This is a genomic window from Mesorhizobium sp. M3A.F.Ca.ET.175.01.1.1 (assembly GCF_004791945.1).
Lineage (GTDB): Bacteria > Pseudomonadota > Alphaproteobacteria > Rhizobiales > Rhizobiaceae > Mesorhizobium.
The window spans coordinates 59,836-76,410 of the sequence record NZ_SRTP01000012.1; the positions used below are offsets into that span (position 1 = coordinate 59,836).

Genomic DNA, 16,575 nt, shown 5'->3' on the forward strand with positions numbered 1-16,575 from the left:
ACGGGGACCCCAGAGTCGCCTAGGGCCAGAGATTTGGCGCGCGGCTTGCACGAGAATATCCCGCACCAGTCGAGCATTCACGGGCACAAACAGGATCTCACAGAGAGGACAACTCCCGCATGGTGACTATTGCTGAGATGAAGGAACAACTTGCCCGCGAGAACACCATTACTCGCTCAGGTCCGCCAAAGGCGCCATCGAATCCCTTCTTCGGCGTAGGCCCCATCACGGACGCGACGATTGACGAGGTCGCTGGAAGACTGCGGCGCGTCGAATTCGATGCCTGGCTGGAGGCCAACTACCGCAAGCTCGACGACAAGGGCAACGACCTCGGTCCATTCACGACGGCCGAGATCGCGCGCAGCATGCATAGGGGCTATCCCGCCGACAAGATCCTGACCGACATGATGGGCTCGATCCATCAGTACTTCGAATTCCCCAAACAGAATTTGATGGCCGTCGGTCTCGGTGGCGGGCACAGCGGCTTTACCGTCGCGGTCATGCACCTGATGAACCCCAACAACGCAAACCAGCGCGTCTACGTGGACACCACGAAACCGGAAGCCTCCGAGTCCCATGGCGCCGGATTCTTCAGGCAGTCCTGGGCGACCCAGCTTCTCGAACTGCAGAAGTTCGCGCAGAATGGCAGCGCCGACAAAATCCAGTTCGCGACCGTCGAGGGGTCCATCCCCACTGCAAAGGAACTCGAGGCCCTCGGAACAACGCTGTTCCTCGGCGTCGGACACGAGACGACGGGTGCGAATACCTACAGCAAATCGGAGATCGAGGAGCTTCTGAAGTGGCTCGATCGCGATCCCGACAACCGGCACGCCGTCCTCGACGCTACATCCATGCTGGGAGCGATGCCGTGGGGCGAGGCTGTCGTGCGCGAAGCGCTCGCGAAATGCTGCGTCTTCATGCCGTTCCAGAAGGCGATCGGGGGCATCTCCGGATACTTCGTCGTCTCATTCACGCCGCAGGCGTTGAAGCTCGTCGAGAACAACCAGAACGATCCGGCCTGGGCCATTCCGCGCCAGCTCAAGCTTGCTCCTCCTGTCGACGCGAAGCTCCCGGTCAGCGGCAAGAGATCGCTGACGATCGGCCCCTTCTACGATGCGGAACAGCAGCGCATGCTCGGCGGCGTCATCAACACCTACAGCGCGCTCGCCTTCGCCGAGACCACCTTCGGCCTCCTGCAGGCTGCCCGGCGTGTCGGCTCCGTCAGCGATCTGAACCGTCGCTCGGTCGAGAACCGCCGGGTGATCTCGGAGTGGGTCGACAACAACTCGTTGCTGAAGTTCACCGTCAGCGAAGCTGAAAAGCGCGGGGCCGCCGTTGTCCTCCTCAAAGTCGTCGATCCCGATATCACCGACAAACAGATCCACGCGCGCATCATTGCCCGCTCGAAGCAGCTTCTCGGCTATGAGGGCATCACGCATGTCAACGGCGACCACGAGAAAGGCCTGGACGCTGCCCGCTACGTGAACGCGTTTCCCGGCATGCCCGGCGACTACCGGGCCTGGATCGGCGGCATCCGCGATCCCGAGGACGTGCGCCTGCTTCTCGACAATCTCGCCTATGCCTACCGCAGGGCCAAGGTTGCCGTGCTCGAGGAAGAACTGGCGGCGCAGGGCGAGCGGTTCGAGAGCGCGCCTTCGGCCGCCGGCCTGGTCAGGAAGGACGATCCCGAGCGCGCCTACACGGTCCTGATCGCCGATCTGCTTGGCCTGCGCCTCGGAGAGAACAATGCACCCGACAGCAGCGAGATCGCGGCCTATATTCGGGAAAAAGGCGGCGAATTCCACCTTGGCGCCCTGCAGGACCGGAACGCCCTGCAAAAAGGCAAGATCCACTTCTTCTATCAGCCAGGGCTGAGCACCGAAGCTGAGCTGCTGGGCTGCACGGCCCAAGGCGAATACGATGCCCTGATCGCGGCAGCCACCTTCATTCCCAAGCAGTCCGTCTTCCCGCTCGGGGGCGTGCGGATTGGCGCCGGGACCGGCAACATGGGTTCCAGCTCGTGGGGCGGCCCTGACGGCGACGGTGGCGTAGCGCCGCTGATGAACACGCCCGGCATCAACAGCCGCGCGACGGCCCAGATGGCCATGAAGGCCCTTCTCAAAGTCGTTCCGAACATCCCCGTCGATGAGTTGCATGAACGGACGGTGGCCGGGAAGTTCGACACCGGGCGCAACCTGAAGGATTTCCCGACCTCCAAGCTCGAAGGCCAGAAACTGGCCGTCCTGGGCTATGGCAACATCGGCCGGGAAGTCGCCAAGCTGGCATCGGCGTTCGGCATGCACGTTTGCGTCTATGCCAGGGAAGCCCATCGCGCCTGGATCGAAGCCGAGGGTTTTGAATATGCCGACAGTCCGGTCAAGGCAGCGAAAGACGCCAACGTGCTTTCGGTTCACGTCGGCCTCGGCCGCCTCGACAAGTCGACCGGCAAGTTCAGCAATGCAGGTTTCGTGAACCGCGACGTGCTCTCGAGCCTGGCCGATGGGGCGGTGCTGATCAACTACGATCGCGGCGAGCTCGTCGACATCGAGGCTCTCGATGCCGCCCTGCAGTCGGGCAAGGTCAGCCATGTGGCGGTCGATGCCGACATCTTCAGCGACGCGAAGGACGGAACGCTGCGAGGGCCGCTCACGCCCTACCTGCCCTTGAGCGAGCGGCATCCAGGCCGGCTGGAGCTTCTTCCGCACGTGGCGGCCGACACCGATCACCCGACGCGTGTTGCCGGCGCCAAGCAGGCCGTCGATCAGATTTACGACGCGATCCAGTTCAAGGCCGTGCGGAATCTGAAGGGCGCCCTGCCGGAAGGATATGTCAACCTGGGCTCGACCGCTCCGGTCGGTGTCGGCAAGTCGACCTCGGGCAATCTCGGCGCCCTTGCGGATCAATCCGAACAGTGGAAGGCCCTGCGTCAGCTCTCCGAACGGATCGCGGCTGTCATCGGCGGCATCGACGCGACCACGGACCCGGAAAGGCGGGCAACCTTGGTCGGTCGATACCACAGCGAGCTGGCGCTCGACCTGCTCAACCACCGGCGCATCCTTGAGGAAGCAGGTCTGTTTGCTCCAGCGGTCGCTTGAAGACCGCCATTTGCGGCGTGGCGGGTCAAACCTGCCACCCCGCCACTGCATCCAACCTAATCTTACCCGTGCAACCTTCGCGTTCTGCTGACAGCGCTCGCGAGCTACGCGCGGTCCCCATTTGCGCCACGCGTCCAGTTCTATTCGCTTAGACCCTGGCCACACGACCGTCATCACGCTGCTAGGCCTGCAAGGGCATCCAAGTCGACGGACGATGCCGCTCCGTCCTTCGTTCTCTTTCCACATGGCCAACGTCGGTCCTGATCGCAGCTTTCGCGCTGTGACATCGAAGCCCCTTGCCTAATTGGTATGCTGGTATAATGTGTACCTGACATGGCCTCATCATCAGCAGCGACCGCTGTGCATCGCGATCTTTCTGGGAGGAGATACAATGAAGGGTTCAATCTTGGCGGCGCTGGCCGGCGCCGTGCTGGCAAGTGCTGCGAGTTTGCCGGCTCAGGCATCTGCGGACGCTCCGGTCATTGCGCTCGCCAACGCCTATTACGGCAACACCTGGCGCCACCAGATGGTGGAAGCGTTCGAAGCCTCGGCCAAGGAGGCCAAGGCCGCGGGGCAGATCGCGGACTACATCGTCATGAACGGCGACGGTTCGGTCGCGCAGCAGAACAGCCAGATCGCCGAACTGATCCTGAAGAAGGTCGATGTGCTCGCCGTCGACGCCGCTTCCGAGACCGCCGTCAACGGCATCATCGAGAAGGCCTGCAAGGCCGGCATCATCGTTATCTCATTCGACTCGGTCGCCTCGGCGCCCTGCAACTACCAGCTCAATTTCGACTTCAAGGGTTACAAGGCAGCCCAGGCCGAAGCCGTCTTCAAGATGCTCGGCGGCAAGGGCAACGTCATCCAGGTGCGCGGCGTGAAGGGCTCGGCGCCCGACAATGACATGTTCAACGCGCAGCAATCAGTGCTGGCTAAATATCCGGACATCAAGGTGGTGGCGACCGTCTACGGCCAGGCGACGGCCTCGGTGGCGCAGGCGGCCATCGCCAACGTGCTGCCCTCGCTGCCGCATGTCGATGCCGTGCTCGGCCAGGGCGGCAGCGACGATGTCGGCATCGCGCAGGCCTTCGTCCAGTATGGCGGCGACTATGCCGGCAAGATGCCGATCATCGAAGGCGGCGGCGGCACCGACTTCGTCAAATGGTGGGCCGACGAGAATGCCAAGAACGGCTACCAGACGGTGTCGATGAACACCACGCCCGGAATCGGCGGCGCCGCCTTCTGGCTCGGCCTGTCGCTGCTGAAGGGCGCCAAGGCGCCGAAGCTGATGATCATGCCGGTGGCAACCGTCGACGCCAGCAACCTCAAGGAGTATGCCAAGCTGCCGGGCGGCCAGATCATCAGCCCGAGCTATTCGCTGGACTGGGTCAAGCAGAACCTGCTCAGCAAGTAGGACGGCCAGACGGCTCAGATCGGGCGCCGGGCAAAAATTGCGCGCCCGATCTTGCCAACAATACGGAGGACGAATGTCCCAGCTTGCCGTTGCCGATCAGGACAGCGCCGCGGCCGCGGCACCTGGCGCTGCTGCCCGGCCAAGCGTCGTTGCGCTCAGCGGGATCACCAAGAGTTTCGGACCGACGCTCGCCAATGCGGGAATAGAGCTTTCGGTCGGCGCAGGCGACGTGATCGGGCTTGTCGGCGGCAACGGCGCCGGCAAATCGACCCTGATGCGCATTTTGTGCGGGGCGATGTGGCCGACGCTCGGCGCGATTTCATTTGCCGGCGAGGAGGTGCCCTTTTCTGCCTACGATACCGGCGAGGCACAGCGGCGCGGCATTCGCATGGTGCACCAGGAGCTGTCGCTCTGCGCCAATCTTTCCGTCGCCGAGAACTTCTTCCTGGAAACGCCAGGCGACGCGGCGAGCCGGCCGGGCTGGCGCGCGCTCTATCGCACCCGCGCCCGCGCGGCGCTGGACGCCGTATTCCCGGGCAACGGCATCGATGCCGACGCGGAGGTCGGACACCTCACCATCGCCGAACGGCAGATGGTGGAGATCGCGCGCGCCGCGGCGACGCCCGGGGTCAAACTGATCGTGCTCGACGAGCCGACATCCTCGCTCGATCTCGACCGCTCAAAACAACTGCGGGCTTTCATCCGCGAACGGGCAAAGGCCGGGCTCGCCTTCATCTTCATCAGCCACAAGCTGCAGGAGATCATCGACATCGCCACCGAGGTGGTGGTGCTGCGCAACGGCCGCACCGCATGGCAGGGCCATGCCGCGGACGCCTCGATCGGCAGGCTCGTGCAATTGATGGGCGGAGACACCAACCCGGTTCATCAGCACAAGGTGTCCGTCACCTCCTCCCAGGACGTGCTGGTGCGGCTCTCCGGGCCGCTGACGGCCGATCTCGGCCACGACGTCGACATCGTGCGCGGCGAGATCGTCGGGCTGGCCGGGCTCGAGGGCAGCGGGCAGAAAGAGCTGCTGCACGCGATCTTCAACCCCGGGCGCACGCGGCACGCGGCCATTGCCAGGCACGCGGACGCGGGCTTCATTGCCGGCGACCGGCAGAAGGAAGGCGTGTTTCCGCTGTGGAGCGTGCTCGCAAACATCGGCATCGGTGCCATTGCCCGCCGCCCGGCACTCAGCGTTCTCTCCGACCGTGCCAACCGCGAGACCGCTTCGAAGGCCGCCGGCCGCCTGCGGCTCGACGACGGGCGCTTCCGGTCCAACATCAGCGAGCTCAGCGGCGGCAACCAGCAGAAGGCGCTGGTGGCGCGGGCGCTGGTTGCCGACACGCCGATCATCCTGCTCGACGATCCGACGCGCGGCGTCGACATAGCCACCAAGCAGGATTTCTACCGGCTCTGCAACGAGGTCGCGCGCAGCGGCCGGGCGCTGGTCTGGCACACGACAGAGGACGCCGAGCTGCTGGCCTGCGACCGCGTGCTGGTCTTTTCCGGCGGTCGGATCGTCAAGGAGTTGGCAGGCGACGGCATCACCGAGCAGGCAATCGTCGGCGCCTCCTTCACGCACTCGACGGACAGGCAGGCGAGCAAAGCGCCAAACCAAACCGCCATGACCGGATTCGGCCGCAGGCTGGTCAACGCCGCGCCCTTCATCGGGCTTGCCGCCGTGTTTGCCATCATGATTGCGATCAACCCCGCCGTCGCCTCTTCCTTCGGCCTCGACCTGCTCTTGATGCCGGCATTGTCTCTGGTGCTGGTGACGGCAGCACAGATGTTCATCGTCGGCGGCAGCGAGATCGATCTCGGCGCCGGCGCCTTTGCCGGCCTGGTCAGCGTGCTCAGCGCCACGCTGCTCTATGACCAGCCATGGCTCGGGGCGCTGGCGCTGGCGGCGGCCGTTGCCGCCTATGCCGGGCTCGGCGGCCTGATCCAAGCGCGCAAGATCCCCGCCATCGTGGTGACGCTCGGCGCGTCCTTCATCTGGGTCGGCATAGGCTACGCGCTGCAGCCGACACCGGGCGGCGCCAGTCCGGAGTGGCTGTCGGCGCTCTTCAACTGGTCGCTCGGCGCCGTGCCGACCTCGATCATCCTGATCGCGGCCGTGGCGCTGATCGTGCTGGTCATCGACCGGCTGCCGCTCGGCGTGGTGCTGCGCGGCTTCGGCAACAACCCGGCAGCGATGATCCGCTCGGGCTGGTCGCCGACCCGCTACGCGCTGATGCGCTATCTCATTGCCGGGCTGTTCGCCGGGGCCGCCGGCCTGTCGCTGACGGCCATCAACACGGCAAGCGACATCAATTCCGGCAACTCCTACACCCTGCTCAGCGTTGCCGCAGTCGTCATGGGCGGCTGCTCGCTTCTCGGCGGCATCATTTCGCCGGTCGGTGCCGTCGCCGGCGCGGTGACGCTGTCATTGATCGGCGCGCTGCTGGGCACGCTTAGCGTCAGCAGCGACTACAACGCCGCGACGCAAGGCTTGATCCTGATCGCACTCCTAACGCTGCGCAGCCTGACCGCCGACCGCAGGAGCGAGCCATGAACGCACTCGCCGGCTTCGGCATCTGGGCGCAGCGTAACCGCTGGATCTGGTCGGCGGTCGGCGTGCTGCTGTTGTGGCTCGTGCTCTCCGTCGTCACCAACCGCTTCAGCCTGTCCAGCCTGTCCGGCGTGATGCTCTCGGCATCGTTCCTCACGGTGGTCGGCATCGGCCAGATGTTCGTTGTGACGACCGGACGCGGCAATATCGACCTGTCTGTCGCTTCGGTGATCACGCTCAGCGCCTTCGTCGCGCTGCTCACCGTCAAAGCCCAGGACGCAAATCTCGCCATCGGCGTCGCCGCCGCCATCCTGCTCGGCCTTGCGGTGGGCGCTCTCAACTCGCTGCTTGTCGTCGGGCTCGGCATCCCGGCGATCATCGCGACGTTGGCGACCGGCTACGTGCTGGCAACGGCGACGCTGCTCTCGAACAAGGCGATACCGGGTTTTGCCGTCAGCCCGGCGCTGAAGGCCGTTGCGACGGGACGCATTTCCGGCGTGCCGATCATGGCCATCGTCGCCGTTTTCGGCGTGGCCGCGGCCTCCTTCGTGCTGCGCTACACAGTGTTCGGGCAGCTGCTGTCGGCGGTCGGCCAGAACCGCGCCGCGGCACGGCTCGCGGGGATCCGCAACGGCCGGGTGATTGCCTCGGCCTTCGTCATCTCTTCGGTGCTGGCGTCGCTCGACGGGCTGCTGCTCGGCGCGTATATCGGCGGCGCCTTCCTCGAAATGGGCCAACCATACCTGTTGCAGTCGATCGCTGCCGTGGTGCTTGGCGGTACGCTGATCTTCGGCGGCTCGGCGACGGCGCTGGGCACCCTCTTTGCCAGCATCCTGCTCGTCTTGATCGTCACCACCATGCAGATCGTTGGCCTCCCTCCCGGCGCCCAGGACATCGTGCAGGGCATCGTCGTCATCTTCGTGCTGGCGCTCGCCGGCCGCCAGGTGCTGGCGCGGCGCGCTTCTGTCGATCCTGCCGATGGCGGAGCGGATCCGGCAATCACGGCGGAAGTAGGCGCGCCGAGTCTGGTCGAAAAGGTGCAGCCTTGACGATTCCGCTTGCCAAACGGTGGTAGAGTGATCATACCAGTGTACAAGCTGACGATCGGCCATCCGTCGTCAGGATATTCAGGGAGCAAGGTTTAGATGACAACGATCGCGCTGTTCGGAGCCGGCGGCAAAATGGGCTACCGCCTGTCGACCAATTTCCGCGGTTCGCCTTATTCGATCCGCCATGTCGAGATCAGCGAGGCGGGCAAGAAGCGGCTGAAAACCGGCCTCGGCATCGACACGGTGAGCGTCGATGACGGGCTCAAGGGCGCTGAGGTGGTGATCCTGGCCGTCCCCGACACGCATATCGGCAAGGTCGCGGCCGGCATCGAGAGCAAGCTTGCCCCTGGAACGATGGTGATCGTGCTCGATGCGGCCGCACCCTTTGCCGGCCACTTGCCCAAGCGCCCCGACCTGACCTACTTCGTCACCCATCCCTGCCATCCGCCGATCTTCAACGACGAGACCGACATGGCGGCGAAGAAGGACTTCTTCGGCGGCGTCAAGGCCAAGCAGCATTTCGTCAGCGCGCTGATGCAGGGGCCGGAAGAGGACTACGCCAAGGGCGAGAAGATCGCTCAGATCATCTGGGCGCCGGTGATGCGCTCGCATCGCGTCACCGTCGAGCAGATGGCTCTGTTGGAACCCGGGCTGTCGGAGACGGTCTGCGCGTCGCTGCTCGTCGTCATGAAGGAAGCGCTCGACGAGGTGGTGGCGCGCGGCGTCGACCGACAGGCGGCGCTCGACTTCCTGCTCGGCCACATGAACGTGCTCGGCGCCGTCATTTTCGGCGAAACCCAGGGCGTGTTTTCGGATGCCTGCAACAAGGCGATCGAGTTCGGCAAGCCGGTGCTGATGCGTGACGATTGGAAGCGCGTGTTCGAGCCGGAGGAGATCGCCGCCAGCATTCAGCGCATTACCTGATGCTTATACCAGATACATATCATCTGAATTTGTGGTTGACTCATCATACCAGTTAGCTTTAGCTGTTCGAGCTCGCATTGCTGGGACTCCGGAACTGGGCGAGCGGAGGAATGGCGGGGAAGGGGCAGCGAGGCTCGATCGGAGGAAGCCGGCAAAAGGCTTTAATCCAGTGGCGTTGCCACTACTGCCTGACGAATTCAGACACAGACGATCGCCTCGGCACCGAGGCTGAGTTTTCAATGGGAGGACTTCAATGAAACTCACTCGCAGAATGACGCTTGCAGCCTTCGCCGGCGTGCTCGCACTCGGCACCGCGATGCCTGCCTATGCAGCGGATCTCATCGCCATCATCACGCCCTCGCACGACAATCCGTTCTTCAAGGCGGAAGCCGTGGGTGCCGAAGCCAAGGCCAAGGAACTCGGCTACGAGGCGCTGGTGCTGGTGCATGACGACGACGCCAACAAGCAGTCGGAACTGATCGACACGGCGATCGGCCGCGGCGCCAAGGCGATCATCCTCGACAATGCCGGCGCCGACGCCACCGTCGCCGCCGTCCAGAAGGCCAAGGACGCCGGCGTGCCTGCTTTCCTGATCGACCGCGAGATCAACGCCACCGGCGTCGCCGTGGCGCAGATCGTTTCCAACAACTACCAGGGCGCGCAGCTCGGCGCGCAGGAATTCGTCAAGCTGATGGGCGAGAAAGGCAACTATGTCGAACTGGTCGGCAAGGAGTCCGACACCAATGCCGGCATTCGCTCCAAAGGCTATCATGACGTCATCGACGATTATCCGGATCTGAAGATGGTGGCGCAGCAGTCGGCCAACTGGAGCCAGACCGAAGCCTATTCCAAGATGGAATCGATCCTGCAGGCCAACCCGGACATCAAGGGCGTGATCTCCGGCAACGATACGATGGCGATGGGCGCCTATGCGGCGCTGGCCGCGGCCGGCCGCAAGGACGTCATCGTCGTCGGCTTCGACGGTTCGAACGACGTGCGCGACTCCATCACCTCCGGCGGCATCAAGGCGACGGTGCTGCAGCCGGCCTATGCCCAGGCCCAGATGGCCGTCGAGCAGGCCAACGACTACATCAAGAACAAGAAGTCGCCAGAGAAGGAAAAGCAGCTCATGGACTGCGTCCTGATCAATGCCGACAATGCTCCCAAGCTGGAGACCTTCGCGCTCAAGAACTGAGCCGGCGCGATGCAAGTGCGGGGGGCGAACGCCCGTTCGTCCCTCGCCTCCATTTCTTTTTCGGGTATTCTCGATTGCCATGACCAAGCCGACTTGCGTGCCCAAGAAGAGTTGGCTCATCCTTGCGCTCACCGCCGCCGTCGGCCTCAGCGCCTGCAAGATCCTGCCGACGCCGTCGGCCCAGGGTGGCGATAGCGCCAACAGCTCGGCCTTCAACCCCGACAGGATGGTCGCCGAGATCTGGACACCCAAGGTCATTCCCTATCTGCAGCAGAAGGCGGGGCCGTTCGCCGAGGTGCACGCGCTTGCCAAATCCGATCCTGCCGCAGCCGGCGCCAAGTACGGCAATCCGAAGAAGCAGGCGAATTCGCCATGGACCTTCGCGGTGCGGGTCGAAGGCAAGATCGTCACCGCCAACACGCAGTCGCGTGCGGCAACCATCGATGTCGACGTCGATGGCGACGGCAAGGCGGATGCCCGGGTGCAGATCGGGCCGGCGATGCGCGGCACGGCGCTGCGCGACAGCCTCGACTTCGTGCAATTCAACGACTTCACCAACCAGATCGACTTCGCCCAATTCGGCAAGGCCTTCAACGCCTATGCCGACAAGACGGTGCTGTCCAAGCTGCCGCGCGATGGACTCGAGGGCCGAACCGCCAAGGTGCTCGGCGCCTATACGATCGAGAGCGGCCAGGAGCTGCCGCTGGTGACACCGGCGGAGGCCGAGATCGGGCCGAAGCCATGAGCCCCTCGCCCGCTCACGACGTCATCCTCAAGCTGGAGGACATTTCCAAGGTCTATGCCGGCACTGTCGCGGTCAAGCATGCCAATTTCGAGGTGCGCAAGGGCGCCGTCAACGTGCTGGTGGGAGAAAACGGCGCCGGCAAGTCGACGCTGATGAAGATCATCGCCGGCGTCGAGCGGCCGACCGCCGGCCGCATCCTGCTCGACGGCGCCGAGGTCTCCTTCGCGTCGTCCGGCGACGCCGTGAGCCGCGGCATCGGTATGGTGTTCCAGGAGCTGAACCTGTTCGGCAATCTCTCGGTCGCCGAAAACATCTTCGCCACGCGCGAGATCACCAACGCCTTTCGCAAGATCGACCATAGGGCGCAGGAGCGGCGTGCGGCCGAATTCCTCGAACAGCTCGAAGCCGGCATTCGGCCGGACATGCTGGTCGAGGATCTGCGCATCGGCCAGCAGCAACTGGTCGAGATCGCCAAGGCGGTCTCGCTCGACGCGCGCATCCTGATCATGGACGAGCCGACCTCCGCGCTGAGCGCGGCTGAGGTCGAGATCCTGTTCAAGGTGATCGCCGATCTCAAGGCACGCGGCGTGGCGATCGTTTACATCTCGCACCGGCTGGAAGAACTGATCCGCATCGGCGACTACATCACCGTGCTGCGCGACGGCCGCATCACCGGCCAGGAGGAGATGCGCAACGTCGACACGCAGTGGATCGTGCGGCAGATGATCGGCTCGGACGCCAAGGATTTCGCCAAGCCCGACGGCCATCGGCCCGGCGAGGAGGTGTTCCGGGCCGAGGAGATCTGCCTGCCGCGCGTCACCGGCGGACTGGCGGTCGATCACGTCTCGCTTTCGCTGCGCGCCGGCGAGATCCTCGGCATCTATGGCCTGATGGGCGCCGGGCGCAGCGAGCTGTTCGACTGCATCATGGGCCGCCATGGTCAGGCGAGCGGCAGGATCTTCATCGATGGAAAGCAGGTCAGGGAGCGCGACACGACGCGGCGCATCCAGCGCGGGCTGGCGCTGATCCCGGAAGATCGCCAGCGCGAAGGCCTGGTCTCGATCCTGTCCGTCGCCAGCAATCTGACGCTGGCCAGCCTGTCGCGCTTCGTCAGCCTGTTCCACATCCGCGGTGGAGCCGAACGCCAGGCCGTCACGCAGATGGTGCGCGAACTGGCGATCAAGGTCGCCGACCCGGCGCAGGAGGTATCGTCGCTGTCGGGCGGCAACCAGCAGAAGGTGGTGATCGGCAAGGCGCTTCTCACCGGACCGAAGGTCCTTCTGATGGACGAGCCCAGCCGCGGCATCGATGTCGGTGCCAAGGCCGACGTGTTCCGCACCATGCGCAAGCTTTCGCGCGACGGGCTGGGCATCCTCTTCGCCACCTCCGACCTCGACGAGGTGATGGCGCTGTCCGACCGCATCGCGGTGATGAGCAACGGAAAACTGACAGGCATGTTCGATCGCGCCGAGGCAAGCGAAGCGGCGATCGTCGCGGCGTCGGCGCTCGGTCATGGACCCAGACCGCACACGGAGAGCAACGCCCATGACTGACATCCCGGCCAAGGCGGCTGCTCCATCCGCATCCAGCGGCTCGCTGCTGCTGACGCTGATGAAGCTGCGGACCTTCATCGCGTTGATCGCGGTGCTGGTGTTCTTCTCGATCGCGGCGCCAAACTTTCTCTCGGCCGCCAATCTGATCCTGATGGCCAAGCACGTAGCGCTCAACGCGTTTCTGGCCATGGGCATGACCTTCGTCATCATCACCGGCGGCATCGACCTGTCGGTCGGCTCGATCGTCGGCCTGTGCGGCATGGTCGCCGGCTACCTCGTGCTCAACGGCATCGACCTGCAGATCGGCTACACCGTCTATTTCAATGTCGTCGAGATCGCCCTCATCACGCTGGCGGTGGGTATCCTGATCGGCGCCGTCAACGGATTGCTGATCACCAGGCTGAACGTCGCGCCCTTCATCGCCACGCTCGGCACGCTCTACGTCGCGCGCGGCCTGGCGCTCTTGTCGTCGGACGGCCGCACCTTTCCCAACCTCGTCGGCAAGCCGGAGCTCGGCACCACCGGCTTCGGCTATCTCGGCGCCGGCCGACTGCTCGGCCTGCCGGTGTCGATCTGGATTCTGCTCGTAGTGGCGCTGGGGGCGGCCTATCTCGCTCGCTACACGCCCCTCGGCCGCCACATCTTTGCCGTCGGCGGCAACGAACGCGCGGCGCGGATCTCGGGCGTCCGCGTCAATATGGTGAAGATGTTCGTCTACATGTTCTCCGGCTTCTGCGCGGCGATCGTCGGGCTCATCATCTCATCCGAACTGATGGCGTCGCATCCGGCGACGGGCGAAAGCTTCGAACTCAACGCGATCGCGGCGGCGGTGCTCGGCGGCACCTCGATGTCAGGCGGACGCGGCACGATCGGCGGCACCATCGTTGGCGCCTTCGTCATCGGCATCCTCTCCGACGGGCTGGTGATGATGGGCGTGAGCTCGTTCTGGCAAATGGTGATCAAGGGCCTCGTCATCATCGTCGCGGTGGTCGTCGACCAGGCGCAGCGCCGGCTGCAGAGCCGCGTGACCTTGATGCAGATGGCGAAGGTGGGCTGATCATGGCGCCGTTGCGCGGAGCGCTGATCGGCTGCGGCTTCTTCGCCGTCAACCAGATGCATGGCTGGCGCGACATCGATGGCGCCGCAATCGTGGCGATCTGCGACCGCGATCCGGAGCGGCTCAACATCGTCGGCGACCAGTTCGGCATCGAGCGGCGCTACAGCGATGCGGCGGCGATGTTCGCACGCGAGACGCTCGATTTCGTCGACATCGCCACCACCGTCGGCAGCCATAGGCCGCTGGTCGAGATGGCCGCCGCCAACCGCGTGCCGGTGATCTGCCAGAAGCCGTTCGCGCCGACGCTTGCCGACGCCAAGGCCATGGTCAAAGCCTGCGCGGAGGGCGGCGTACCGCTGATGGTGCATGAGAACTTCCGCTGGCAGTCGCCGATCCAGGCGGTGCGCGCAGTGCTCGACAGCGGTGAGATCGGCAAGCCGTTCTTCGGGCGCATCTGCTTCCGCTCGGGCTATGACGTATTTTCCGGCCAGCCCTATCTCGCGACGGGCAAGCGCTTCATCATCGAGGATCTCGGCATCCACATTCTCGACATCGCGCGCTTCCTGCTCGGCGACGTGTCGAGCCTCACCGCGCGTACCATGCGCGTCAACCCTAACATCGCAGGCGAGGACGTGGCGACGATGCTGATGGACCATGAGGGCGGCGTCACCTCCGTGGTCGATTGCAGCTATGCGACGAAGCTTGCCGCCGAGCCGTTTCCCGAGACGCTGATCGAGATCGACGGCAGCCACGGCACGATCCGCCTGGCACAGGGCTACCAACTCACGGTGACCGGCAAGAGCGGTACCAGCGTTTCCGACGTCTCGCCGCCGCTGCTCCCCTGGGCGTCGCGGCCATGGCACAACATCCAGGAAAGTGTCGTCGCCATCCAGAGGCACTGGGTGGACTGCCTGACGACGGCCAAGGAGCCGGCGACATCCGGCGCCGACAACCTCAAGACATTCGCGCTGGTCGAGGCCGCCTATGCCGGCGCTGGCAGCCGGCAGCCGGTCGAGATCGACGACCTCCTGCAATGACCACGAATCCATTCCCCCTCTACGGCACACGCGCGATGGACGCCGAGCCGGTCCGGCTCAACGCCGGTCCCCTCAACGCCGACTTCGTCAACGGCAATTTGCGCAGCATCCGCCACGGCGGCATCGAGGTGCTGCGCGCCATCGCGTATGTCGTGCGCGACCGCGACTGGGGCACCTATGAGCCGGCGCTGTCGGACGTGATCGTCGAACAGGGCGACGACAATTTCTGCGTGCGCTACTCGGCAAGCTGCGAAGGGCCGGGCGGAAGCCGGCTCGGCTTCAGCGCCAGGATCGAAGCGCACGCCGACGGCCGACTGATCTTCGACGTGACGGCGCTGCCCGAAAGCGATTTCGAGACCAACCGCTGCGGCTTCTGCATCCTGCATCCGATTGCCGGCCTTGCCGGCAGCCCGGTCAAGGTCGAGCATACGGACGGCCGCGTGATCGACACAAAACTGCCGTTGCTGATCGACCCCTGGCAACCGTTCAAGGACATGCGCGCCATCACCCATCAGGTCCGCCCGGGCGTCAGCGCCGAGTGCCGGATGGAAGGCGACACGTTCGAGATGGAGGACCAGCGCAACTGGTCGGATGCGTCCTACAAGACCTATGTGCGGCCGCTGGCTCTGCCCTGGCCCTATGTTCTGCCGGCAGGCAAGCCGGTGCGTCAGACGGTCAGCCTGCTGATCACGGGCAATGTGAGGGCGGCCGCGACAACGGGTGCCGTGCCGGTCCGCATCGAACCCGGCGAAGCGGGGCCAAAGCTGCCCGATCTCGGCATGGTGGCCTATCCGGAGGATGTCGAGGCGACGCTCGGCAAAGTGGCGCTGCTGTCGAAGCTTGGGCCGCAGCAACTCCTGCTCCACTTCGACCCGACACGCGGCCATGGCCTGGACGCCTTGCGGGCTCATGCCAGGGTTGCCAGCACTTTTCCCGCCACGACGACGCTCGAATGCGTCGTTGCTTGCAGCGGCGATCTCGATGCCGAGCTATCCGGTGTCGCCGAGATGGTGCGCCAGGCAGGCTTGCGGCTCGATGCGGTCGCGGTCTCGCCTTCGGTCGACCGGCAGTCGACGCCGCCCGGCAGCGCCTGGCCGGACTGTCCACCGCTGGAGGATGTCTATGCCGCGGCTCGGCGCGCCTTCCCGGAGATTCGCCTCGGTGGCGGCATGTTTAGCTATTTCACCGAACTCAACCGCAAGCGCGTGCCAGCTGGCGCGCTCGACTTCGTCAGCCATTGCACATGCCCGATCGTGCACGCGGCGGACGACCTCAGCATCATGCAATCGCTGGAGGCGCTGCCTTTCATCACCCAGTCGACACGGGCCATCTACGGGACCAAAGCTTACCGCATCGGGCCTTCGACCATCGCCATGCGGCAGAACCCGTATGGCGGCGCGACCAAGGACAATGCGGATGGGCTGCGCATCGCCATGGCCAATCGCGATCCGCGTCATGCCGGCCTGTTCGCGGCCGCCTGGACCATCGGCTATGCCGCGCGCGTAGCGCCTGCGGGATTAGAGATGCTGACGCTTTCCAGCTTCGCGGGGCGCTTCGGCGTGCTTGCCGAGGCGGGCGAACCCAGCGAGGAAGGAACGCCCCGGCCGATCTTCCACGCACTGCAAGGCCTTGCCGCCCTGGCCGGCCAGACGCATATCGCCATGCGCGCAAGCGACGAGAACCGCCTGGCGGTGCTCGCAGGCCGCGCTGACAGCGGCGCCGTCACGATCTGGCTGGCAAACGTCACACCCGACGAGGTGTCTGTCGACGCCTCGACGCTGGCAGCGGCAGGCCCGGTTATGATTTGGGACGGAGCCGGAGCGGGCAGGCTTGATCCCGGCGCGGCTTCAGGGCACTTCACAATGCCGGCCTACGCCATAGCCAGGCTCGGCTGAGCGGACCTAAAACGCGTCGCGCTGAAACGAATTCAAGCGACGCGCTTTGAGTTTTGT

General features: G+C 64.9%; 11 protein-coding genes. All 11 read left to right on the forward strand.

Annotation, left to right across the window (positions count from 1 at the left end):
• Positions 1-119: 119 nt before the first annotated feature.
• The 11 genes from EN818_RS23640 to EN818_RS23690 all read left to right on the forward strand — a co-directional run bounded on the left by EN818_RS23640 (position 120) and on the right by EN818_RS23690 (position 16,518).
• Positions 120-3,095, forward strand: coding sequence for an NAD(P)-dependent oxidoreductase (locus EN818_RS23640; protein ID WP_135905499.1), 2,976 nt, complete (start codon positions 120-122; stop codon positions 3,093-3,095).
• Positions 3,096-3,486: 391 nt separating this feature from the next.
• Positions 3,487-4,509 (forward strand): ABC transporter substrate-binding protein, encoded by a 1,023-nt coding sequence (locus tag EN818_RS23645; protein WP_135905501.1) that lies wholly within the window; start codon positions 3,487-3,489, stop codon positions 4,507-4,509.
• A 73-nt stretch (positions 4,510-4,582) separates the two neighbouring features.
• On the forward strand, positions 4,583-7,066 hold the full coding sequence (locus tag EN818_RS23650) for an ATP-binding cassette domain-containing protein (protein ID WP_135905503.1): 2,484 nt from the start codon (positions 4,583-4,585) through the stop codon (positions 7,064-7,066).
• Positions 7,063-8,112 (forward strand): ABC transporter permease, encoded by a 1,050-nt coding sequence (locus EN818_RS23655; RefSeq protein ID WP_135905505.1) that lies wholly within the window; start codon positions 7,063-7,065, stop codon positions 8,110-8,112. The genes EN818_RS23650 and EN818_RS23655 overlap by 4 nt, the downstream gene beginning before the upstream one ends.
• A 96-nt stretch (positions 8,113-8,208) precedes the next feature.
• The gene (locus EN818_RS23660; RefSeq protein WP_135905507.1) at positions 8,209-9,036 is read left to right on the forward strand and encodes a phosphogluconate dehydrogenase C-terminal domain-containing protein; all 828 of its coding nucleotides are present in this window, start codon (positions 8,209-8,211) and stop codon (positions 9,034-9,036) included.
• Positions 9,037-9,289: 253 nt separating this feature from the next.
• Positions 9,290-10,231, forward strand: a complete 942-nt coding sequence (locus tag EN818_RS23665; RefSeq protein WP_095807824.1) for a D-ribose ABC transporter substrate-binding protein — start codon at positions 9,290-9,292, stop codon at positions 10,229-10,231.
• A 79-nt stretch (positions 10,232-10,310) separates the two neighbouring features.
• Complete coding sequence (locus tag EN818_RS23670; RefSeq protein ID WP_135905509.1) at positions 10,311-10,976, forward strand: DUF2291 family protein; 666 nt, start codon at positions 10,311-10,313, stop codon at positions 10,974-10,976.
• Positions 10,973-12,529, forward strand: coding sequence for a sugar ABC transporter ATP-binding protein (locus EN818_RS23675; RefSeq protein WP_135905510.1), 1,557 nt, complete (start codon positions 10,973-10,975; stop codon positions 12,527-12,529). The genes EN818_RS23670 and EN818_RS23675 overlap by 4 nt, the downstream gene beginning before the upstream one ends.
• Positions 12,522-13,586, forward strand: coding sequence for an ABC transporter permease (locus tag EN818_RS23680; protein ID WP_135905512.1), 1,065 nt, complete (start codon positions 12,522-12,524; stop codon positions 13,584-13,586). Before EN818_RS23675 ends, EN818_RS23680 begins: the two co-directional genes overlap by 8 nt.
• A 2-nt stretch (positions 13,587-13,588) precedes the next feature.
• Entirely contained in the window at positions 13,589-14,623 is a 1,035-nt protein-coding gene (locus EN818_RS23685) for a Gfo/Idh/MocA family oxidoreductase (RefSeq protein WP_135905514.1), read from the forward strand.
• Positions 14,620-16,518, forward strand: coding sequence for a hypothetical protein (locus EN818_RS23690; protein WP_135905516.1), 1,899 nt, complete (start codon positions 14,620-14,622; stop codon positions 16,516-16,518). The genes EN818_RS23685 and EN818_RS23690 overlap by 4 nt, the downstream gene beginning before the upstream one ends.
• The last annotated feature ends 57 nt before the right edge of the window (positions 16,519-16,575 follow it).